Genomic DNA, 24265 nt, shown 5'->3' on the forward strand with positions numbered 1-24265 from the left:
CCGCGCCTTCATCAAAGAGCGATGGCCAGCCGGCCGCCGCTCACCCCGTTGTTATCGTGTCGTGGCCGCGCGCGGCCTTCAGGCCGGGCGGCTTCTTCGTGTTCTGCCCCGTGCGCGCACTCGGCGAGCGACGCGGCGATTTCGTCGGCGCGGCGCGCGAGCACCGACAGCAGCGTGTCGGACAGCCCATGGCTGTCCTCGCAGCAACCTTGCAGATAAATGCGCGGCTTGAAGTGCGCGGGCGTCGCGAGCCGGTAGTCGCGCGCGACGTCGCCCGCCGCGAGCGCGTCGCCGAGATGCGGCGCGAGTCCGTCGAGAAGCGCGAGATGCGTGTCGCGGCGATAGCCCGTCGCGAGCACGAGCGCGTCGAAGCGCTCGGTGCGCGCGTCGCCCGTCAGGCGGTCGCGCAGCACGAGTTCAGCCTGCCCGTTCGCGGTGCGCGCGGCCGATTCGATCGCGGCGTTCGCGAGCAGCCGGTGGCGCGGCGCATCGCCCTTCGCGTCGGCGATGCGCTGCAGGTAGAGCATTTCGTAGATCTGCTCGATGAGCGGCCGATCGACAACCGCGTAGTTCGTGTCGCGAAAGCGCTCGATCAGCGAGCGCCGGCCGCTCGCCGGCTGCGCGTAGACGACGTCCGTGAACGCCGGATTGAAGATCTCGTTGACGAACGGGCTGTCGTCCGCCGGCTTGAGCGCGCCCGAGCGGATCACGAGGCTCGCCTCCACGTGCGGAAAGCGCCGCGCGAGATCGACGAACACCTCCGCCGCGCTCTGCCCCGCGCCGATCACCGCGACGCGTTTCTTCGAACGGGCATCCGGCGTACGGGCTTCCGGCGCGCCGACGAGCCGGTCGATCGACGTCAGGTAGTTCGACGAATGGACGACGAGATCGGGCCCGAGCGCGGCGAACGCGTCGGGCACGCTCGGCGCGCCGCCGACGCCGACCGACAGCGCGCGCGCGACGCGCTGCCGCTCGCGGCCGTCGGCGTCCTTCGAGAACACGCGCAGCGCGTCGATCTCGCCGCTCGCGCCCGGCGCGGCGACGGGCTCGATCGCCGTCACCGTCTCGCCGTAGTGGACGCGATCGTCGAACGCGTTCGCGACCCAGCTCAGGTAATCGTGGAACTCGACGCGCGTCGGATAGAAGTTCTTCAGGTTGACGAATTCGCTCAGGCGTCCGTGCTCGTACAGGTAATTGACGAACGTGAAGCGGCTCTTCGGATCGCGCAGCGTGACGAGATCCTTCAGGAAGGAAATCTGCATCCGGCAGTCGTCGAGCAGCATCCCGCGGTGCCAGCCGAAGGCCGGCTGGCGCTCGACATGGCAATGCGTGAACGCGGCCGCGTCGCCCGCTTCCGCGAGGCGCACGGCGAGCGCGAGGTTCGACGGTCCGAAACCGACGCCGATCAGGTCGAATACGGTATCTCTCTGCATGTCTCTGATTCCCTTAACGGTGTGGCCGGCGCGCTGACGGCGCCGGCTGGACAAAAACGTGACGCGGATCGCGCGCATCGGCGACGCGGCCGATCCGGGCCGGGCGTGACGGCGGCAGGCGGCGCTCAATCGGCATCGCGCGCCTCGGTGGCGGGCTGGCCGGCCGCGCGGGCCGGGTGCGCCCCGAGCGCGGCGAGCGCCGCGAAGCTCGGCGCGGCGAACACGTCGGCGATCGCGAGCGCGAAGCCTGCCGAGCGCGCCGCGTCGACGAAGCGCACGACGTCGAACGACGTCGCGCCCGCTTCGAACAGGTCGTGCTCCGGCGCGGGCGCGGCGCGCCCGAAGCACGCGCGCCATACGTCGGCGAGCGCGTGCGCGCGGCCGCCCGCCTCGCGCGCGCGCTCGTCGCCGCCCGCCGCGCGCGATGTCGACGACGACCGTGCGGCGAGCGCGTCGCACACGTCGCGCGGGTCGTGCACGTCGTGCGCGTCGAGCGGAAAACGCGCGGCGGATGCGCCGAGCGCGCGCGCGGGCGCGTCGACGAAGCCGCGCACGACGTCGAGATAATCGGCCGCGAGCGCGGCGACGAACGCGCCGTCGACGCGTTCCGTCGCGTACGAGAACGCGCCCGTCACGCGGCCGTCCGGATGCTCGACGAGGTCGAGCTCCAGCTCGAACACCACGCGGTGCCTGACGTCGTTGAATGCCTCGACGGCAAGCCCCGCCCAGTCGCGCGCGGCGGCGCCCGCTGGCCGCAGGTAGTTGAACATCACCTGGAACAGCGGATTGCCGTTGACCGCGCGCGGCGTGCGCAGCGCGGCCACGACGTCGCCGAACGGCGCGTCCGCGTGCGCATACGCGGCGAGCGCCGCGTCGCGCACCGCGGCGACGAGCGTCGCGGGCGTATCGGCGCTCGTCATGCGCGTGCGCACGACGACCGCGTTGATGAAGAGCCCGAGCGCGCGCTCGGCGGGCTCGCCCGTCAGCTCGCGCGTCGACGCGAGCACGCCGACCGGCTGGTCGGTCGCGCCCGTCGTGCGGTAGAACGCGGCGTTGAACGCCGCGTGCAGCAGCATCGGCAGCGTCGCGTGCGCGTCGAGCGCCATCGCGCGCGCGCGGCGCGTGAGCGCGCCGTCAAGCTCGAACGCGAGACGGCCCGCGTCCCAGCGCGGCGCCGCCGCGCGGCCCGCGCGCGGCGGCGGCAGCGCGTGCGACGGCGCGCCCGCGAGCGCCTCGCGCCAGAACGCGAGGCGCGCGTGCGGCGCGGCGGCGGGCAGCACCGGCGTGTCGATGTCGAGCGAATCCGCGCGCGTTTGGGCAACTGTTTCGCCAAGCGTAGCCGGCGGCGCGGCCGAGCGCTTTTCCGCAAGCGATTCCGCCGGCGCGCCGGACGCCGTGGATGGCTCCGCGGCCGCTTGCCCGCCGCCCACGCGCCGCGCGACGTACGCCGAGCGGACCTCGTCGAGCCACAGTTCGATCGACTGGCCGTCCGACACGATGTGATGGACGACGAGCGACAGCACGTGATCGTCAGCGCCGAGCCGGATCACGCGCGCGCGCCAGAGCGGCGCGTCGGCGGCGAGATCGAACGGCGTGAGCGCGTCCTCGTCGGTCAGCGCGACGGCGGCGGCGAGCCGCGCGTCGTCGTCCGCCGCGCCCGAGGCCGCGCGCAGATCGACGATCGGCCATTCGACGCGCCGCGCGGGCGCGATCCGCTGCCCCGGCGCGCCGTCCGCGCGCGCGACGATCCGCGTGCGCAACGCCGGATGGCGGGCGTCCGCATGCGAGAACGCATCGGCGAGCGCGTCGGCGTCGAGCGCGCCCCGCAGCCGCAGCGCGACCGGAATGTTGTACGCGGCGCTGTCCGGCTGCGCGCGCCACAGGAACCACAGCCCGCGCTGCGCGGCGGACAGCGGCAGCACGCCGTCGGCGTCCCGCGCGTACGGCGCGGCGGGCGCATCGCCCGCGCCGTGCGCCGCTTCCACCTGCGCGGCGGCCGCGACGCGCAGCGCGTACGGCGCGAGAATCGGCGCCTCGAAGAGCGCGCGCACCGGCACGTCGCGCGCGAGCCGCTCGGCGACGCGCGTCGCGACGCGCACCGCGGCGAGCGAATGGCCGCCCAGCTCAAAGAAGTGATCGGCGCGGCCGATCCGCTCGGCGCCGAGCACTTCGCGCCAGATCTCGGCGAGCGCCGCCTCGATGTCGTTCACGGGCGCTTCGTACGCGCGCGCGGCGTGCGCGGGCTCGGGCAGCGCCGCGCGGTCGACCTTGCTGTTCGCGTTGCGCGGCAGCGCGTCGAGCACGACGATGTGCGCGGGCACCATGTAGTCGGGCAGCGTGCGGCGCAGGTGCGCGTCGAGCTCGGCCGCGTCGGCGCGCGCCGCGCGCTCGCGCGCGTCGCCCGTCAGTTCGACGAACGCGACGAGCCGCGCCTGCGCGCCCTTGCCGAACACCACCGCCACCGCCTCGCGCACGTCGCCGTGCGCGGCGAGCTGCGCCTCGATTTCGCCCAGCTCGATGCGCAGCCCGCGCAGCTTCACCTGATGGTCGATGCGGCCGAGGAAATCGAACACGCCGTCCGCGCGGCGGCGCACGAGGTCGCCCGTGCGATACAGGCGCGCGCCCGGCGCGCCGTACGGATCGGGCACGAAGCGCTCGGCCGTGAGCGCGGCGCGGCCCAGATAGCCGCGCGCGAGCCCGATCCCCTCGCCGCCCAGATACAGCTCGCCGATCACGCCGACGGGCAGCGGATTCAGGCGCGCGTCGAGCACGTGCGCGGTGCGCGCGCCGACCAGCGTGCCGATCGGCAGATACGCCGCGTCGGCGAGCTTTGCCGGATCGTCGCCCGGCTCGAACATCCACAGCATCGGCGTGATCACCGTTTCGGTCGGCCCGTAGCCGTTGACGACGCGCGCGTTCGGAAACGCGCGGCGCATCAGCGCGAACGCCTCGCGCGACGTCGCCTCGCCGCCCACCGTGATCGAGCGCAGCGACGGCGGCGCGCCGTGCTCGAGGGCCCATTCGGCGAGCTGCGTCGCGCAGCCGGGCGGCACGTACGTCATCGTCACGCCCTCGCGCGCGATCAGCGCGCAGGTTCGCGCGGGCGGCCACAGCGTGTCGGCCGTCACCGCGACGGCCGCGCCCGACATGTATTGCGAAAACCAGCCCTCGTGCGCGCCGTCGAAATTGACCGACTGGAACAACATGAACACGTCGCGCTCGGTCGCCCCGTAGCGCGCGGCGATCGCCTCGCAATGGCGTGCAAACGCGCCGTGATCGACGACGACGCCCTTCGGCTTGCCCGTCGAGCCCGACGTGTAGATCACGTACGCGGCCTGGTGCGGCGACACCTCCGGCAGCGCGACGCCGTCGATCCCGGCGTCGGCGATCGCGTCGTCGACGAGCCACGCGTGCGCGGCGCCCGAGAGCGGCAGCGCGTCGATGCTGCCGCGCTCGGTGATTACGTGCGCGATCTGCGCGTCGTCCAGCATCTGCGCGAGCCGCTCGCGCGGGTGGCTCGGATCGAGCGGCACGAACGCGCCGCCCGACTTGAGCACGGCGATCAGGCCGACGAGCAGATCGACGGAGCGCGACAGCGCGACGCCGACGCGCGTCTCCGCGCGCACGCCCGCCGCGACGAGCCGCTTCGCGAGCCGCGTCGCGCGCTGCTCGACCTCGCCGCGCGTGAGCGCGCGCTCGACGTCGGCGGCGCCGCGCGCATCCGGGCGACGCCGCGCGTGTTCCGCGATCCGGTCGTGGACCGACACGAACGGTTCATCGAAAGCCGCGCCCGAAGGCGTGCCGGCAAGCTCGCCGAAAGTTGCGTCGACGGGCATGCCGGCCCGCTCGCCCGGCGTCTCGACGACAACGCGCGCCGACGCCGCGCCGCCGCGCTCGCGATCCGTGAAATCGTGCGTCTGCCCGTTCCACGCGGCGAGCTGGCGGCGCTCCGCCTCGGGCAGCCATTGCAGATCGCCGAGCGCCGCGCCGGGCGCCTCCAGCGCGTGCGAGAGCAGCTCGACGTAGCGCGCGGCGAAGCGCTCGATCGCGTCGGCGCCGAAGATGTCGGTCGCGTACACGAAGCGCGCGTCGAGCCCGCCGTCGTCACGCTCGTCGAAGCTGAGCGCGAGATCGAATTTCGCGTACGGCATGCCCGAGGGCAATTCGGTTGCGCGCACGTCGGCGAACGACGGCAGCGCGCGCCGCGCGCCGTACGCGGCCATCACCTGAAAGAGCGGATGGTGGCTCGCGCTGCGCGCGACGCCGAGCGCGTCCACCACCTGATCGAACGGCACGTCCTGATGCGACTGCGCATCGACGAGGCCGCGCTGCGTCGCGTCGACGAGCGCGTCGAACGCGCGCGTCGCGCCCGTTTGCGCCGCGAGCGTCAGCGTGTTGACGAAAAAGCCGATCAGCCCGACGGTCTCGCCGCGCTCGCGGTTCGCCGACGGCACGCCGATCCGGATCTCGGGCTCGCCCGACGCGCGCGCGAGCAGCGTCGCGAGCGCGGCGAGCAGCACCGCGAACGGCGTCGCGCGGCGCGCCTGCGCGAGCGCGCGCACGCGCCGCGCGAGCGCGGCGGGCACGTCGAACGCGTGGCGCGCGCCGCTCGCGCTGCGCTGCGCGGGGCGCGTCGCCGCGCCCGGCAAAAGCAGCGCGTCGCGGCTCGCGTCGAGCGCCGCGCGCCAGTGCGCGAGCTGCCGCTCGCCCTCGCCCGCGTCGAGCCAGCGGCGCTGCCACAGCGCGTAGTCGGCGTACTGGATCGGCAGCGGCGCGAGCGACACCGCCTCGCCCGTCGCGAACGACCGGTAGAACGACGACAGCTCCGCGAGCATCACGTCGGCCGACCAGCCGTCGGACACGATGTGGTGCGTCGTCAGCACGAGCCAGTGCGTCGCCGCGTCGAGCCGGATCAGGTGCGCGCGCACGAGCGGGCCGCGCGCGAGGTCGAACGCCTGCGCCTCCTCCCGCGCGGCGACGGCCGCGGCGCGCGCGTCGCGCGGCGCGGCGGGCGTGTCGGCCGCATCGGCATCGGCGTCGGCGAGATCCGTGTAGCGCCACGGGCAGCGCATCGGCGCGTGCACCGTCTGCAGCACGCCGTCGGCGCCTTCGGCGAACGTCGTGCGCAACGCCTCGTGGCGCGCGATCAGCGCGTCGCACGACAGCCGCAGCGCGTTCGCGTCGAGCGCGCCGTCGAGGCGCAGCCGCTCGGTGATGTGATACGCGGCCGATTCGCCGAGCAAGCGCGCGTGCAGCCAGAGGCGCGTTTGCGCGAACGACGCCGGCACGCTCGCCGCGCGGTCTTCGCGCGGCGGAATCGGCAGCATCCGGAAATCGATCCCCGCGTCGCCGAGCTTCGCGAGGAACTGCTTGCGCTGCGTGTCGGGCAACCGCGCGAAGCGCGCGGCGAGCGACAGCAGATCGGGTGTGGTCATGCGGGCTCCTTACTGGGCTTCGAGCTCGCCGAGCAGCGCGTCGATCGCGCTCGCGGCGTGGTGGTCGCGGCCGGCCTCGCACGCGCGGTCGATCGCCGCCGCGCAGCGCGCGAGCGTGCGTTCGTCGAAGATCACGCGCAGTGGCAGCGTCAGCGACCACTGCAGGTTCGCCTGCGCGTTCGCCTGCGCGGCGAGCAGCGAATGGCCGCCGAGCGCGAAGAAATCGTCGTCGCGGCCGATGTCGGAGAGCTTCAGCACGCGCTGCCAGATCGCCGCGAGCGCGCGCTCGGTGTCGGTTTGCGGCGCGTCGACGACGCGCTCGTCGAACGCGGGCTCGGGCAGCGCGCGGCGATCGCACTTGCCGTTCGGCGTCACGGGCAGCACGGCGAGCGCGACGAGCTGCGCGGGCACCATGTACGCGGGCAACTGCGCGCGCAGCCGCTCGATTTGCGCGGCGGCGTCGAATTCGGCGGGCGCCGCGCATGCGACGTAGCCGACGAGCCGCTCGTCGCGCACGATCACGACCGCGTCGCGCACGCCGTGGGCCGCGCGCAGCAGCGCCTCGATCTCGCCCAGCTCGATTCGCTGGCCGCGCAGCTTCACCTGCGTGTCGATCCGGCCGAGATAGTCGAGCGCGCCGTCGGCGCGCCGTCGCGCGAGGTCGCCCGTCCGGTAGAGGCGCGCGCCCGGTGCGAACGGATCGGGCACGAAGCGCTCGGCCGTGAGCGCCGAGCGGCCGAGATAGCCGCGCGCGAGCCCCGCGCCGCCGAGGTACAGCTCGCCCGCCGCGCCGACGGGCGCCGGTTGCAGCGCGGCGTCGAGCACATGGAGTTGCACGTTCGCGATCGGATGGCCGATCGGCACCGCGGCCGCTGACGCGTCGTCCGCGGTGCAGCTCCAGTGCGACACGTCGATCGCGGCTTCGGTCGGGCCGTACAGGTTGTGCAGCCTTGCGTGCGGCAGCAGCGCGGCGACGCGCGCGACGAGCTCGGGCGCGAGCGCCTCGCCGCTCGCGACGATCGTTCTCACGCTCGCGCAGCGCGCGGCCGCGCCGAAATCGTCGAGATGCGCGACGAACGCGGCGAGCATCGACGGCACGAAATGCAGCGTCGTCACGCGGTGCGTTTCGATCGCGGCGACGAGGCGCGCCGGATCGCGATGGTCGCCGGGCGCCGCGATCGCGAGCTTCGCGCCGACCGCGAGCGGCCACACGAACTCCCACACCGACACGTCGAAGCCGAACGGCGTCTTGTGCAGCACGACGTCGTCGGGCGTGAGGCGATACGCATGCTGCATCCATGCGATCCGGTTCGCGAGCGCGGCGTGCGTGTTGCCCGCGCCCTTCGGCTTGCCGGTCGAGCCCGACGTGTAGATCAGGTAGGCGAGCTGGCCGGGCGCGGCGGCCCGCGCAGCGGCGCACTCAGCGGTTTCGGCGAGCTCCGCCGCTTCAGCCCCTTCGGCCCCTTCAGCCCCTTCAGCCGCCCCGCCGGGACGCGCGGCCGGCGCGCGCTCGAGCAGCGCGTCGACGGTCACGACGGCGGCGGCGGCTCCGCCCGACAGCGCCGCGTCGACGCGCGCGCGCAGATGCGCTTGCGTGATCACGACGGGCGGCTTCGCGTCGCCGAGCAGGTGGGCGATCCGCTCGGCCGGATAGTCCGGATCGACGGGCAGATACGCGGCGCCCGCCTTCATCGCGCCGAGGAGCGCGACGACCATGTCGAACGAGCGCTCGACGCACAGCGCGACGACCGAATCGGGCCGCACGCCGGATGCGACGAGCGCCGCGGCGACGCGGTCGGCCTTCGCGTCGAGCTCGGCGTAGCGCATCCGCGCGAGCGCACCGTCGCCGCCGCCGCTGGCCGCGTCGGCGAATTCGAGCGCGATCGCGTCGGGCCGAGCGCGTGCGGCCGCTTCGAATTGCGTGAAGAGCGGCGCGCGCTGTGCGTCGGGCCAGTTCACGCTCGTCGCGTTGCTGCGCGCGATCAGCGCGAGATCGTCGGCGCCGGCGCACGAGATCGCGCCGAGCGGCGCGTCCGGGTTCGAGATCAGCCCGTCGATGCACGCGGCGAACGCGCGGTGCAGCGCCTCGACCCGCGCCTGCCCGATCCGCGCGGGATCGTAGCCGTAGTCGATCGCGAGCGCGTCGCCCGCCTCGACCACGAGCGTCAGCGCGAAGTCGGTCGCCTCGATGTTGCGCAGATCGCGCTTGTGCAGCGCGCGCGGATCGCGCCCCTGCCACGCTTCGTCGACCGGGTAGTTCTCGAACACGACGAGCGTGTCGAAGAGCGCGCCGCCCGCGCCCGCCCATTGCTGGATTTCGTAGAGCGGCGTGTGCGCGTGCTCGAGCGCCGCCGCGTTCTCGCGCTGCAGACTCGAGAGCCAGTCGCGCGCGACGAGCTGCGGCAGCGGCGCGGCGATCACCGGCACGGTGTTGATGAAAAGGCCGAGCACGGTATCGACGTCGGGCAGCGCGTCCGGGCGCCCCGCGACCGTCGCGCCGAACGCGACCGCCGCGCGGTGCGTCGTGCGCTGCAGCGCGAGCGCCCAGGCGCCTTGCACGATCGTGTTGACGGTCACTTTCAGGCGGCGCGCCGCTTCGGCCACGCGCGCGGTGTCGGCGGCGGGCAGCGCCGCGCGCCAGTTCGCGCGGCGGGCCGCGTCGCCGCCGCGCGCGGCATCGTGCGCGCCATGTTCGCGCTCGGCGACGTGCGTCGGCTCGTCGAGCCGCGCGAGGCGTTCGAGCCAGAACGCGCGGTCGGCATCGGCGTCGCGGCGCGCGAGCCACGCGATGAAATCGCGATAGCGCGTGCGCGCAGGCGCGGCGAACGGATTCGCGCGCGGCGGCTCGATGTAATCGCGCAGCACGTCCGCGAAGAGTCGCGCGGTGCTCCAGCCGTCGAGCAGCAGATGATGGCGGGTCCAGACGAGACGCCATTCGGTCTCGCCCGTCTGAATCAGCGTCACGCGCATCAGCGGCGGCGTCGCGAGATCGAAGCCGCGCGCGCGGTCGGCGGCGAGCCACGCGTCGAGCGCCGCATCGAGCCGCTCGGCGCTCGCGTGCGCGCCGCGCCAGTCGACGATCTCGACCGGCATCCGCGCGTGACGATGGACGATCTGCATCGGCGCGGCCTCGTGCGCGGCGAAGCCGGTGCGCAGGATGTCGTGGCGCGGAACGGCCGCGTCGAACGCGGCGCGCAGCCGCTCGACGTCCGGCGCGACGAGCGTCGCGACGAGCTGGTTCACGTACGTCGCGCGCTCCGGCGCGAACAGCGAATGAAACAAAATCCCCTGCTGCATCGGCGACAGCGGATAGATGTCGTCGATCGCGCGCGCGTCGAACGGCAGGCGCTCGAGCGCTTCCTGCGTGAGGCCGCCCGCGCGTGCGAGCGGATAGTCGCCGGGCGTCGCGCCCGCGCCGCGCTCGGCGACGCGCGCCGCGCACGCGGCGGCGAGCTCGCGCAGCGCGGCGTCGAACCGCGCGGCGAGCGTCTCGATCGTCGCGCGCTCGAACTGCGTCGCGCCGTACACCCAATGCACTTTCAGCGCACGGCCATCGTTCGCGTCGACGTACGCGTGGATCGCGAGCGCGTTGCCGAGCGGCCCAGCCGGGTCGCGCTCGCGGCCCGCGCCGCCGAAGCGCGGCACGAGCGCGGCGTCGCGCGGCGCGTCGAACAGGCCGAGGTAGTTGAACGTCACGCGCGGCCGCTCCACCGCGGCGAGCGCCGCGCGCGTCGCGTCGTCGCCGTAGTGGCGCAGCACGCCGAAGCCGAGCCCCTTGTTCGGCACCGCGCGCAGCGCGTCCTTCACGCCGGCGAGCGTGGCGGCCGGCGTCGGCTCGACGGCGAACGCAACCGGATAGTGGCTCGTCAGCCAGCCGAGCGTGCGGCTCGCGTCGACGTCGTCGAAGAGCGCCTCGCGGCCGTGCCCTTCGAGTTCGAGCCGGCAGGACGCCGCGCCCGCATGCCCGCCGAGCGCGGCGACGAGCGCCGCGATCAGCAGCTCGACCGCATGCGTGCGGTACGCGGCGTTCGCCTCGGTCAGCACGTCGCGCGTGAGCGCCGGATCGAGCGTCTGGATCACGACGTCGGCGTGCGCGTTGGTCGCCGCGGCGTCGGGGCGGTCGAGCCGCAGATCGTCGTGCGGCGCGGCGAGCGCCGCCCAGTACGGCAGCTCGGCCGCGAACGGCCCCGCCGGATCGCGGGCCGCGCGCGCGAGCCGGGCCGCCCATTCGGACGCGCTCGCGCCCGTCGGCCCGAGCCGCACCGCGCGGCGCTCGCATGCGGCGCGGTACGCCGCGTCGAGATCGTCGAGCAGCACGCGCCACGACACGCCGTCGACGATCGCGTGATGGATCGCCAGATAGAGCTTCGTCGCGCCCGCCGTTGTTCCCGCTGTTCCCGCTGCCCGATTCGGCAGCGCCGCCGCGAACGCGCACGCGAGCGGGCCGTGCGTCACGTCGAGCGTGCTTTGCAGCGCGTCGAATTGCGCGAGCGCGTCCGCCTCGTCGCGCGCGGCGGCGGCCGCGAGCGGCAGCGCGTCGAACGCGCGCGGCGCGACGCGAAGCCGCCACGCGCCGCTCGCGCCCGTTTGCACGAAGCGCTCGCGGAACACCGGATGGTGGGTCAGCAACGCGTCGAACGCGCGGGCGAATGCGTCGAAATCGAACGCGCCGGCGACGTCGAGCTCGATCGACTGGTTCCAGTGTCCGCGGCGCGGAATGTCGAGCGCGAAGAAACGCAGCTGCGCGGGCGTGAGCCGCGCTTCGTCCGGCACGGCGGCGAAAGCCTGCCGCGCGGCGGCCGTCGCGCCGTCCTTCGGCGCGACGGCGTCGATTTCCGCCGCGACGCGCGCGAGCTCGGCAACCGTCGGGCCGTCGAACAGCTGCTTCGGCGTGAACTTGACGCCGCGCTTGCGCGAGCGAGCGATCACCTGCAGCACGAGGATCGAATCGCCGCCGAGCTCGAAGAAGTTGTCGCGACGGCCGACGCGCGGCGCTTTCAGCACGTCGCGCCAGACGGCCGCGAGGGTTTCTTCGACGTGGCCTTGCGGCGCGTCCTCGTCGGCGGCGCTCGCGGCGGCGGGCGTCGCCGCGAGCGCGCGCAGCGCCGCGCGATCGACCTTGCCGTTCGCGGTCACGGGCAGCGCGTCGAGCACGACGAGCGCGGCGGGCACCATGTAGTCGGGCAGGCGCGCGGCGAGCGCGTCGCGCAACGCTTCGCCCGCAATGCGCGCGCCGGATGCGGGCGTCGCGAACGCGACGAGGCGCAGCCGCGCGTCCTGCTCGATCGCGAGCGTCTGCGCCTGCGCGACGCCGGGCAGCGCGCGCAGCGCGGCGCTCACCTCGCCCGGCTCGACGCGGTAGCCGCGGATCTTCACCTGATCGTCCAGACGCCCGAGGAAGTCGAGCCGGCCGTCCGCGCGCAGCCGCACGCGGTCGCCCGTCCGGTAGACGCGCGCGCCCGCCTCGTGCGGATGCGGGACGAAGCGCTCGGCGGTCGCGCCCGCGCGGCCCAGATAGCCGCGCGCGACGCCGGGGCCGCCCAGGTACAGCTCGCCGATCGCGCCGACGGGCACGCTCGCGCCGTGCGCGTCGAGCACGCACGCGTGCGCGTTCGGCAGCGGCCGGCCGAGCGGCACGCCGCGCGCCGAGGCATCGGGCGTCACCTCAACGGGCGTCGCCACGCCGTTCGCGCCCGCCGCCGTCGCGCGCAGATCCGCCTGCTCGGGCGCGGACGTGTCGCACACGAGCGCGCCGACGGTCGCCTCGGTCGGCCCGTAGTGATTGATCACGCGGCAGCCGGGCTTGAGCGCCTCGATCCGCTCGACGAGCGCCCACGGCAGCGCCTCGCCGCCCGTCACGAGCGCGTGCGCGGGCAGCACGTCGGCCGCGCGCTGCGCGTCGAGGAGCGCGTGCAGATGGCTCGGCACGATCTTCAGCACGCCGACGTCGCGCGTCGCCATCTCGTGCGCGAAGCGGTCCGGATCGAACGCCGCGTGCGCGGGCAGCAGATGCAGCGTGCGGCCCGAGCACAGCGCGCCGAACAGCGTCGTATGGCCGAGATCGGCCGCGACCGTCGACACCATCGCCATCGACGCGCCGGGCGCGAACGCGAGCTCGTCGAGCATCCCGGCGACGTAGTCGGCGAGCGCGCGATGCGGCACGACGACGCCCTTCGGCTCGCCCGTCGAGCCCGACGTGAAAATCAGATAGGCGGCCTGCTCGGGCAGCGGCGGCACGCGCGGCGCGGCGGCGTGCGCGAGCGACGCCTCGCGCGCGCACGCGTCGACGTCCTGCACGGCGACGCCGTCGAACGCGCCGAGCGCGTCGAGATCGCCCGCCGCGAGCATGCGGCGCGCGCCGCACGCGGCGAGCGCGGCGGCAATCCGCTCGCGCGGCGACGCCGGATCGAGCGGCACCGCGTACGCGCCGGATTTCAGCACGCCGACGAACGCGGCCGCGAAGCGCGCCGAGCGCTCGATGCAGATCGCCACCGGCGTCTCCGCGCGCGCGCCGTCGCGGCGCAGCGCGAGCGCGACGCGGTTCGACGCGTCGTCGAGCTCGGCGAACGTGAGCTGCGCGTCGGAGTCCGCGAGCGCGACGCGATGCGGATGCTCGGCCGCCTCGCGCGCGAAGAGCGCGAGCACGTCGGACGCGGTCGCGAGCGGCCGGCCCGTGAGCCACGCGCGCGGCGCGCCGCCGTGCGCGATCGCGAGCTCGGCGATCGCGCGGCGCGGGTGACGCACCGCGTCCTCGACGAGCGCGGCGAAGCTGTCGAGCCAAGCGTGCGCGGTCGCTTCGTCGATCCCGTCCTGCGCGTACGCGGCGACGAATTCGATGCCGCGCGCGTCGTCGGTGAAATCGAGCGCGTAATCGAAGCGCGCGGCCGGATCGAGCCCCGGCGCCATGCGCACGGCCGCGCCCGGCAGCGTTGCGGACAGCTCGAGATCGAACTGCTGCGCGAACTTGACCCGCAGCCACTCGTCGCCGCGCCGCACGGGCGGCTTCGCCGCGTCGATCACCTTGTCGTACGGCACGTCCTGATGCGCGAACGCGCCGAACGCGGCGTCGCGCACCGACGCGACGAGCGACTCGAACGACTGCTCGGGCGACACGCGCGCGCGCAGCGCGAGCGTGTTGAGGAACAGGCCGACGAGCGGCGCGGTTTCCGGGCGCGCGCGCTGCGCGATCGGCGCGGCGACGACGACGTCGCGCTCGCCCGTGACGCGAAAGAGCCACGCGTCGAACGCGGCGAGCAGCACGGTGAACGGCGACGCGTGCAGCCGGCGCGCGGCGTCGCGCACCGCGCCGGACGCCGCGGGCGAAAGACGCCGCGCGAGCCGCCCGCCGCGATAGTCGCGCTCGGCCGCGCGCGGCCGGTCGAGCGGCAGCGCGAGCGGCGCGGGCGCGTCGGCGAGCGCGCCGCGCCAGTAGGCGAGCTGGCGCGCGGTCTCGTCCGCGTCGAGCGCGTCGCGCTGCCATTGCGCATAGTCCGCATACTGGATCGGCAGCGCCGGCAGCTCGGGCGCGCGGCCGCCGGCGAACGCCGCATACGCGCGCGTCAGCTCGTCGAACGCGCAGCGCGAGCTCCAGCCGTCGCTGACCGCGTGGTGCGTCGTCAACAGCAAGCGCTGCGCGCCGGCGGCGAGCGTCACGAGCAGCGCACGCACGAGCGGGCCGTCGGACAAATCGAACGGCGCGCTCGTGTGGCGCTCGGTCAGCTCGGCCAGGCGCGCGGCGCGCGACGATTCGAGCTCGCCGCGCAGATCGACGGCGGCGATCCGCACCGGCAGCGCCGCGTGGATTCGCTGGACGACGATGCCGTCGTCGTTCTCGACGAGCGTCGTGCGCCATGCCTCGTGGCGCGCGATCAGCGCGTCGAGCGCGCGCTGCAGCGTATCGATGTCGAGCGCGCCGTCGACGTCCCAATGGAACGACACGTGATACGCGGCGCCCGCGTCCTGCGTGCGCGCGAGCACCCAGAAGCGCTGCTGCGCGAACGACGCGGGGCGCTCGACGGCGCCGCCCGCTTGGGCCGCGTCGGCCGTCGCGGCGCGCATCGCCGGCATGGCGCTCGCCGCCGGCCTGTCCATCTCGGGCTGCGCACCGTCGATGCGCGCGGCGAGCTCGGCGAGCGGCGCGTCGTCGAAAATCGCGTCGAGCCGCACGTTCACGCGCCATTCGAGCCGGATCGCCGCCTGCAGTTGCATCGCGGCAAGCGAATCGCCGCCGCGCACGAAAAAGCGGTCGACGCGGCCGATCGGCGCGGGATCGTTCAACAGGCGCCGCCACAGCGCGGCGACGCGGCGCTCGGTGTCGGTGCGCGGCGCGTCGAAATCGGCGGCGGCCTCGATCGGCTGCGCCGCGACCGCGTCGCGCAGCGCCGCGCGGTCGAGCTTGCCGTTCAGCGTGTACGGCAGCGTGTCGAAACGCACGAACCGGTGCGGCAGCCATGCGGCGGGCAGGTGCGCGGCGATGTGCGCGCGCAGCGCGTCGTCGTCCGGCTGCGCGTTCGACCGGGAATCGCCGGCGCCCGCGGGCGCGTCGCCCCGACGGTTAGCGAGCGCCACGCACGCGATCAGTTGCGTGCGCCCGCCCGCCGTCTCGGCGAGCACGCCCGCGTCGCGCACGCCTGCGTGCGTGAGCAGGCACGCGGCGATCTCGCCCGGCTCGACGCGCACGCCGCGCACCTGCACCTGATCGTCGATGCGGCCGAGATAGTCGAACGAGCCGTCCGCGCGTTCGCGCGCAAGGTCGCCCGTCCGGTAGATCCGCGCGCCCGGCTCGCCGGTCGGGTCCGGCAGGAAGCGTTCGGCCGTCAGCGCGGGGCGGCCGTGATAGCCGCGCGCGAGACACGCGCCGCCGAGCAGGAGCTCGCCCGCGTCGCCGCGCGCGACCGGACCGTTCGCCTGCTCGACGCGCGCGACGCGCCGGCCGATCGGCCAGCCGATCGGCAGCGACGCGTAGCCGTTGCCGTCGTCGAGCGCGGGCGCAGTGCCCGGATCGACCGGCCAGAGCATCGGCGAGATCACGGTTTCGGTCGGCCCGTAGCCGTTCACGAGCCGGATCGACGGAAACACGCGGCGGATCTCGTCGAACGCGTCCTGCGACATCGCTTCGCCGCCGAACAGCAGCACGCGCAGCGACGGCGGCACGCCTTCGCGCGCGCACACCGCCGCGAACTCGCGCAGGTACGCGGGCGGCAGCGTCGTGTTCGTCACGCGCTCGCGCAGGATCAGCGCATGCGCGGCGTCGGGCGGAAACGGCGGCGGATCGCTGATGACGACGCTGCCGCCCACCGCGAGCGGCACGAGCCACGCCTCGATCGCGACGTCGAAATTCACCGACGCGAAATGCAGCACGCGGTCGTCGGGGCCGATCGGCAGCGATTCGGCGAGCGCATCGCCGTGCGCGGCGAGCGGGCCGTGCTCGACGACGACTGCCTTCGGCGTGCCCGTCGAGCCGGACGTGTAGATCATGTAGGCGGCCGCGCGCGGATGGACCGCGCCGCCCGCCTCGTCGCCGTGCACGCGCGGCTCGGACGGGGCCGCCCCGGCGACGCTCGCGACATCGAAGCACTGCGCGAAGCGCGCGCGCATCGCGGCGTCGGCCGACGCGTCGACGATGCCGTGCGCGAGCCCCGCGTCCTGCGCGACCCAGTCGAGGCGCGCGGCCGGATGGCGCGGATCGAGCGCGACGAACACGCCGCCCGCCTTCATCACCGCGAGAAGCGCGACGAACAGATCGCACGAGCGCGCGACGCACACGCCGACGCGCACCTCCGTCGTCACGCCCGCCGCGCGCAGCTTCGCGGCGAGGCGCGCCGCGCGGTCGTCGAGTTCGCCGCGCGTGAGGCGCACGGTGTCGGGCGCAAACGACGCGAGCGCGGGCGCGTCGGGGGCGAGTCGCGCGAGCGCGTGGATTCGATGATGCAGCGCAGTCGGAAAGCTCGTCATAGGGCGTGAAGTCCGTTGGGTCCGGCCGCTTCGGCCGCTTCGTTCATGTCGCCGGCCGCGAGAGGGCCGCTTCAACAGTGAGACGAATCACGCGCGAAATTTTTTACCGAGTTGTTTACCTCGCCCTGCCTCGCCCTCGCCCGCCCGCACGCGTGCCGGGCGCGACGCCCGATGCGCGGCACGTCGGCCTCGCTTCCCGAGCCGGCAGGCAGCGGCGCCGCCTGCGCCGTTCGCCGGCGCATCGCGCGGGTAACGCCGCGCGGGTAAAGATTGCGCGCGCCCGTTCGTCTAGCAGTCAGAGAGGCGCGCTCACGCCTCGCCGTTCGCTTCGCCGCGCCGAAGCGCCGCCCCGACTCCTCTTGACCAGTGCTCCGCCGATGACCGATGCCACCGGGCGCCTCGACGCCCCGCCCTCGACCGATTCCCAACCCGCCGCGAAGTACGCGCGGCGCCTGATCCTCGCGCTCCTGAACCGCTCCCGCGGCACGTTCGGGATCGCGCTCGCCGCGTGCGTGCTGAACGGCGCGTCGAGCGTGCTGCTCGTCGCGACGCTGAGCCGCGCGCTGTCCGAGCCGCAGGCGGCCGACGCGATGCTCGCGTGGCGCTTCGGCCTGTGCGCGGTGATCGCGCTCGTGACCCGGATCGTGACGGGCGTGCTGTTCGCGCGCCTGTCGCAGGACACGATGGCGCAGCTGCGCGAGCACGTCGCGCGGCGCGTCGCGGCGGCCGAACTGCAGGACGTCGAGCGGATCGGCGCGGCGCCCGTCCAGTCGGTGCTGACCGACGACGCGACCAACGTGTCGATGCTGTTCTTCGCGCTGCCGAACCTCGTGATGCACGGCTCGATCGTGTTCGGCTGCCTCGGCTACCTCGCGTGGCTGTCGTGGCCCGTGTGCCTGCTCGCCGTCGCGGCGATCGTCGTCGGCTCGCTCGGCTACCACGCGGGCGACAAGCGCGCGATCGCGTGGCTCGAGGACGCCGGCCGCTCGCAGGACAAGCTGTTCGGCTATCTCGGCGCGCTCTTTTCGGGCGCGAAGGAGCTGAAGCTGCACCAGGCGCGCTCGCGCCAGTTCGTCGACGGCCAACTGGGCGCCGCGATCGCCGAAGTGCGCGACCACCGGCGCCGCGCGTTCAGCGCATACGCGATCGGCGTCGGCTGGATCGTGTTCCTGTTCTACGTGTTCCTCGGCGTCGCGGCGTTCTGGCCGGCGCTCGGCGTGCGCGGCGACGCGCCCGCGGCGTCCGGCTACGTCGTCGTGTTCCTGTTCATGCTGCTGCCGCTCGACGGGCTGCTCAACAACGTGCCGACCCTGAACGCGGCGCGCGTGTCGCTCGAGCGCATCGAGAAGCTGATGGCGCAGTTCGGCGCGCTGCGCACGGCCCCGCCGCCCGACGAATCCGCGTCGCACGCGCCGTTCGACACGCTCGCGCTGCGCGGCGTCACGCACTCGTACTTCCACGAGCGCGACGAGCGGATGTTCCGCGTCGGCCCGATCGATCTCACGCTGAAGCCGGGCGAGCTGGTGTTCATCGTCGGCGGCAACGGCAGCGGCAAGACGACGCTCGCGAAGGTGCTCACGGGCCTCTACGAGCCGGAAAGCGGCGCGATCGAGCTCGACGGCAAGCCGGTTGGCCTGCCCGAGCGCGCCGCGTACCGCGAGCGCTTCTCGGCCGTGTTCAACGATTTCCATCTGTTCGACGCGCTGCTCGGCATCGTCGATCCGAACGACGCGGCGCGCGCGCAGGCCGACGCGCGCGCGAACGCGCTCGTCGCGAAACTCGCGCTCGACCACAAGGTGCAGGTCGTCGACGGCGCGTTCTCGACGCGCGCGCTGTCGACCGGGCAGCGCAAGCGGCTGGCGCTCGTCGTCGCGTATCTCGAGGATCGGCCGCTGTATCTGTTCGACGAATGGGCGGCGGATCAGGACCCGGCGTTCAAGGCGGTGTTCTACGAGCAACTGCTGCCGGAGCTGCGCGCGCGCGGCAAGACGGTGGTCGTGATCAGCCACGACGACCGGTACTTCCCGATCGCGGACCGGGTGCTCAAGCTCGACAACGGCAAGATCGTCAGCGAGACATACGGCGCGCGACACGCGGCGCTCGCGAACGAGAACGCGAACGCGACGGTAGCGTGAGCGCGCGGCGCGTCGTCGTCGGTCGGTGACGCGGCCCACGGAATCGAAGCCGTTTCAAGACGCCCTCCCGGTTCGCCGGGCGGGCGTCTTTTTCGGGTTCCCCTCCCGAAAGGAGACGACTTGAAATGAATCGCCCGAATCTACCGCCCTAGCGGGCCTCGGCCGGGGACGGAGTATCCGCAAGCGCGCTTGTCGCACCGCCCGTCGCTGTCGGCCCCCGGCCATTGCCATTAGCAGTTAGCCATTAGCAGTTAGCCATTGGCCGTTAGCCGTTGGCTGTTGGTCGTTGACGATGACAGCAAGCGTCACCGCGTTTGCGCGTGCGAATCCGGTTTCGGCAACGCCAGCAACCGCTCCGTCATCTCGTCGGCGAGCCGCAACGCCGACATCGGCCCGCCGAACCCCCAGATGTTCCGCTCGACGAGCGCGACCCTGCCCGCCTTGCGCGCCGGCACGAACCGCCAGATCTTCGAGTCGAGCTTGGCGTCGAGCGGCAGGCCCGGCTGCGTCGCGCTGACGAACAGCACGGCGAGGTCCGGCTGCTTCAGCAGATCCTCCGAGGTCACGTACGCGGTGCCCTCGCGCGTCGGCTCGCCCGGCCACGGATCGAGGCCGAGCGCGCGCGCGATGCCCGCCGACGCGCTGTTGCCCGTGAACGCCCAGTAGCGATCCGGCAAGCCCAGCTCCTGCAGCCATGCGACGCGCTCGCCCGCGCGCCCCGCCGCGGCGATCCGCCGGGCGTCGCGCGCGAGCCCCGCGTCGACCCGCGCCAACACCTCGCGCGCCTGCTGCTCGCGCCCCGTCAGGCAGCCGATCGTGCGCAGGATCGCGCGCGCCCAGTCGAATTGCGTGACCTGCCGGCCGTCCTCGACGTAGTTCGGGCTGTACTTGAACAGCACGGTCGGCGCGATTCGCGACAGCGCGTCGAAGATCGGCGCATGCCGCAGCCCGACGCCCAGGATCAGGTCCGGCTTCGCGGCCGCGATCGCCTCCAGGCTCGGCTCCTGCCGCGTGCCGACGTCCGGCACGCGCGCGAGCCGCGCGTCGTCATAGCCGATCCAGATCGGGTAGTACGCGGGATCGGCCATGCCGACCGGCGTGATGCCGAGCGCGGCGAGATCCTCGGCGAACATGAATTCGAGCACGATGATGCGCATCGGCCGCACCGGCAACGCGCGGCTGAACTGCGACACGGTCGGATCGCCGGCGAGCGGCCGGCAGGCGGCGGGCGGCTCGCCGGCGTATGCGAGCGGTGCGAATGCGAGCGCGACGACGGTGAGCGTCGCGACGGCGGCGGCCCGCAGTGGCGCTCCTCGCGCGCCGCCCGCCGCTCCGATTGACGGCGGCGCTCGCCACGCGCGCGTCGCGAGCGTCGCACCCGCGACCGGCATCGCCCGAACGAACGATGCCGCGCGCTCGCCGGCCGGCGAGCGCCGCGCCCGCGCCGTCAATGCGCGGCGTCCTGCTTCGCGAGCTCGTCGTCGCACATCGTCAACAACAGCGGACAGCTTCCACACAGTTGGTCTTCCCCAGGAATTTCATTGCGCAGGCAGCACACGCGGCGCGCGCGGAACGGATCGGGCAGCCGCGCCGAGCACGGCTTCACGCGGCGCACCGGCAACCGCAGCGGATTCGCTTCGCCGCGCGCGTCGACGGGGCCGAACAGCCACGCGGCGTCGGCCGCCGCGCGCGGCGCGTGCGCGCATTGCTCGAACAGGTAGTCGAGCAGGTTGCCCGCGTTCGCCCACAGCACGCGCGGCGACAGCTTCGCGAGCGCGGCGAGCGAATCGATCGTCGCGCGCAGGTGGTCGACAAGCGCCGCGTAGCGCGGCGCAGGCTCGGCTTGCGCGGGCCGCAGCGCGTCGGCGTCGAAGATCAGCGCGCTCGGCATGCCGGCGCGCAGCACGACGCGCATCCGCTGCGGCGTCATGTCGAGCGGCCGCCCGAGCAGCAGCGCGGCGGCGAAGCCCGCCGACGCGGCCAGGTTGAAGTAGTACTTGCTCCATTGCGACAGCAGCGCGCGCGCATGCACGCACGCGTCGCCGCCGTACAGCGCGACCATCGCGGCGACGAGCGCGTCGCGCCGTCCGGCGAGCGCCGCGGCCGGAATCAGCTCCGGCGGTTCGCCTCCGTCGGCGGCGAGCGCGGGCTCGTCGCCCGCGTCAGGCGCGCCGAGCCACACATGCTCGAGGTAATGCGCGATCGATGCCGGCGCGAACGTCGAAAAGCGCGTCGCGCGAACGCGCGCCGTCACCGTCCGCCCCGCCGCTCGCGCCGCGCTTCGGCGATCAGCAACGCGAGCAGATACGGCGCGCCGATCAGCGCCGTCAGCACGCCGGCCGGAATCTCGCGCGGCGCGAGCAGCGTGCGCGCGACGATGTCGGCCGCCGCGAGCACGAGCGCGCCACACGCGGCGGCCACCCAGAGACGCGTCGCATGCGCGCGCGCGCCGAGCATCGCCGCGAGATGCGGCGCCATCAGCCCGATGAAGCCGACCGGGCCGACCGCCGCGACCGCGGCGCAGGCGGCGAGCGTCGCGATCGTCAGCACGAGCGGGCGCAGCGCGGCGATCGGCAAGCCGAGCGCGGCCGCTTGGTCGTCGCCGAGCGCGAGCAGATCGAGCGGCTTCGCGAGCAGCGCGAGCGCCGGCAGCGCGAGCGCGCACCACGGCAGCAGCGCGACGACCTCGCCCCAACTGCGCCCGTACGTGCCGCCGACGAGCCATACGACGAAGCGCGCGGGCTGCACGCTCTCCTGCGTGATCAGCCATTGCGCGAGCGTCGTCCACAGCGTGCCGATCACGATGCCCGACAGCGCGACGGCGAGCGGCGCATAGCGATGCCTGCGATTGAGCGCGAGCGTGAGCGCGAGCGTGGCGCCGCCGCCCGCGAGCGACGCGGCGACGAGCGTGCCGTGCGCGGCGAGCGGCCACGCGACGAGCGTGGCGAGCGTCGCGAACCCCGCGCCCTGCGTGACGCCGAGCACTTCCGGCCCGGCGAGCGGATTGCGCACGACGCTCTGCATCAGCACGCCGGACGCGCCGAGCAGCGCGCCCGCGAGCAGCGCGCAAAGCAGCCGCGGCACGCGCAGCTCGAGCATCATTCGCGCGACGTCGTCGCGCTGCGCGAGCGCCGCGATCCAGCGCCCGGGGCCGATCCACACCGGACCGAACGAGGCGCCCGCCGCGAGCGCCGCAGCGCCCGTCAACAGCAGCAGCGCCGCGACGGCGGGCCACGGCAGCGCGGCGAGCGCGCGGACGACGCGCGCGCCGCCTCGCGTGCTCGCCTGCGCGTGAGCCGCCTGCTGCGCCGCGCCCGACCACGCCGCGCCGCGCCGGATCATCGCGAGCATCAGCGGCGTGCCGACGAACGCGATCGCGACACCCGTCGACAGCGTCGAATCGAGGCCGAACGCGAGCACCGCGCTGTCGGTGACGAGCACGAGCGCGCCGCCCGCGAGCACGGCAAGCGGCACGAGCGCACCGAGCTTCGACGCTTTCGCGCCGCGCACCTGCCGCATCAGGTTCGGCGCGATCAGGCCGACGTACGATAGCGGCCCCGCGATGCTGACCGCCACGCTCGCGAAGCCGACCGCCACGAGCGTCGCCGCGAGCCGCGTCGCATCGACGCGCACGCCGGCCGCGGCCGCCGCGTCGTCGCCGAGCGCGAGCGGATCGAGCGGCCGGATCACGAGCGGCAGCGCGACGAGCGGCGCGACGAGCCACAGCAGCGCGTCGCGCAGCCCGGCCGCGCCCGGTTGATACAGGCTGCCGCTCGCCCACAGCGACGCGCCGGCGACCGTTTCCTCGAAGAACGCGAGCAACAGCGTCGTGATCGCCGAGAACAGCAGCATGCACACGCTGCCCGCGAGAATGAGCCGCAACGGCGTCGCGCGCCAGCCGCCCGCGGCGGCCGCGACGCAGCCGGCGGCGGCGAGCCCGCAGACGAACAGCAGCGGCACCGACGCATGAGCGGCCAGCGCCGGCACCAGCATCGCGGCGACCAGGCCGAGCTGCGCGCCGCCCGTGATGCCGAGCAGATCGGGCGCGGCAAGCGGGTTGCGCGTGAGCGACTGGAACAGCGCGCCCGCGACCGCGAGGCAGCCGCCCGCGACGAGCGCCGCGGCGACGCGCGGCGCGGCGAGCTCGAACAGCATGATGTGCGCGAGCTGCGCGGCGTCGCTGCCGTCCGGCGCGGCGAGCCACGCGCGCAGCTCGGGCGCGAGCCGCATCGCGGCGGTGGCGACGATGAGCGCGATGAGCGCGCCGGCAATCGCGCGGACGCGGCTCGCCGGCGCCGCGCGCGCCGCTTCGCGCGCGCGCGCGGCGCCGCGCAGGCGCTTGCGGACGGCGAGCGTCGTCATGCGGCGAGATCCCGTTGCGGCGCACGCGCGTCGGCGCGACGCGCGGCGGATTCCCCGGATTCCCCGGCCCCCTCGTCTTCGCCGCGCGCGTCGCCTTCACCGTCGCCGCCGATTTCGCCGACGCCCGCGGCCGGATCGGCGTCGAGCACGCCCTCGTATGCGGGCACGCACATCGGCGCGCCCGTGAGCGGGTGCGACGTCTTCAGCATCGTCACGCCGAACGCCGTCTGCAGATGATGCGGCTCGAGCATCGCGTCGGGCGTGCCCTGCGCGACGATCCGGCCCGCGCGCATCAGCACGATCTCGTCGCTGTACGCGGCCGCCTGGTTGAGGTCGTGCAGCACCCAGACGATCGTGAGGCCGCGCGTGCGATTGAGCCGGCGCAACTCGCGCAGGATGTCGAGCTGGTGATGGATGTCGAGATAGGTGGTGGGCTCGTCGAGCAGCACGATGGGCGCCTGCTGCGCGAGCGCCATCGCGATCCACGCGCGCTGCCGCTCGCCGCCCGACAGCGCGGCGACGTCGCGCGCCGCGTCCTGCTCGAGGCCCGTCGCCGCGAGCGCTTCGTCGATCGCGGCGCGATCGGCGCGCGATAGCCCGCGCAGCCAGCGTCCGTGCGCGTAGCGGCCGTACGCGACGAGCTCGCGCACCGTGAGCCCCGCGGGAATCTGGTTGAACTGCGCGAGCATCGTCAGCGTGCGCGCGAGCGCGCGCCGCCGGTACGAACCGAGCGGCGCGCCATCGACTTCGACCGCGCCCGCCAGCGCGGGCTGCAGCCCGGCGAGCGTGCGCAACAGCGTGCTCTTGCCGCAGCCGTTCGGCCCGCAAAGCGCCGTCACGCGCCCCGCCGCGATCGACAGATCGAGGCCGTCGAGCACCCGATGATCCCGGTAGCCGACACTCAACGCACGCGCCGCGAGTGCCGCCACCGCTTCGTTCTTCATTG

General features: G+C 74.2%; 8 protein-coding genes. 1 reads left to right on the forward strand and 7 read right to left on the reverse strand.

Annotation, left to right across the window (positions count from 1 at the left end; translation table 11 throughout):
* Positions 1–11 precede the first annotated feature (11 nt).
* The 3 genes from WT60_RS10825 to WT60_RS10835 form a co-directional block, all read right to left on the reverse strand.
* Positions 12–1433, reverse strand: a complete 1422-nt coding sequence (locus tag WT60_RS10825; protein WP_060356039.1) for a lysine N(6)-hydroxylase/L-ornithine N(5)-oxygenase family protein — start codon at positions 1431–1433, stop codon at positions 12–14.
* 125 nt (positions 1434–1558) lie between these two features.
* A complete protein-coding gene (locus WT60_RS10830) occupies positions 1559–6868 on the reverse strand; it encodes a non-ribosomal peptide synthetase (RefSeq protein WP_060356038.1) in 5310 nt (1769 codons plus the stop codon).
* 9 nt (positions 6869–6877) lie between these two features.
* Entirely contained in the window at positions 6878–16822 is a 9945-nt protein-coding gene (locus WT60_RS10835; RefSeq protein WP_060356037.1) for a non-ribosomal peptide synthetase, read from the reverse strand.
* A gap of 377 nt (positions 16823–17199) precedes the next feature.
* Between WT60_RS10835 and WT60_RS10840 the strand changes: the two genes are divergently transcribed.
* Complete coding sequence (locus WT60_RS10840; RefSeq protein WP_060356036.1) at positions 17200–18957, forward strand: cyclic peptide export ABC transporter; 1758 nt, start codon at positions 17200–17202, stop codon at positions 18955–18957.
* Between the two features lie 305 nt (positions 18958–19262).
* Here WT60_RS10840 and WT60_RS10845 read toward each other — a convergent pair whose 3' ends face one another.
* From WT60_RS10845 to WT60_RS10860, 4 genes are read right to left on the reverse strand one after another with little or no spacing between them, the layout of a single operon-like run.
* Positions 19263–20474 (reverse strand): iron-siderophore ABC transporter substrate-binding protein, encoded by a 1212-nt coding sequence (locus WT60_RS10845; RefSeq protein WP_236860812.1) that lies wholly within the window; start codon positions 20472–20474, stop codon positions 19263–19265.
* The gene (fhuF, locus tag WT60_RS10850) at positions 20405–21211 is read right to left on the reverse strand and encodes a siderophore-iron reductase FhuF (protein ID WP_060356034.1); all 807 of its coding nucleotides are present in this window, start codon (positions 21209–21211) and stop codon (positions 20405–20407) included. The genes WT60_RS10845 and fhuF overlap by 70 nt, the downstream gene beginning before the upstream one ends.
* Complete coding sequence (fhuB, locus tag WT60_RS10855) at positions 21208–23319, reverse strand: Fe(3+)-hydroxamate ABC transporter permease FhuB (RefSeq protein WP_060356033.1); 2112 nt, start codon at positions 23317–23319, stop codon at positions 21208–21210. The genes fhuF and fhuB overlap by 4 nt, the downstream gene beginning before the upstream one ends.
* Positions 23316–24263 (reverse strand): ABC transporter ATP-binding protein, encoded by a 948-nt coding sequence (locus WT60_RS10860; protein WP_060356032.1) that lies wholly within the window; start codon positions 24261–24263, stop codon positions 23316–23318. Before WT60_RS10860 ends, fhuB begins: the two co-directional genes overlap by 4 nt.
* Positions 24264–24265 lie beyond the last annotated feature (2 nt).

The organism is Burkholderia sp. MSMB617WGS, from assembly GCF_001532025.2.
GTDB classification, from domain to species: Bacteria; Pseudomonadota; Gammaproteobacteria; order Burkholderiales; family Burkholderiaceae; genus Burkholderia; species Burkholderia savannae.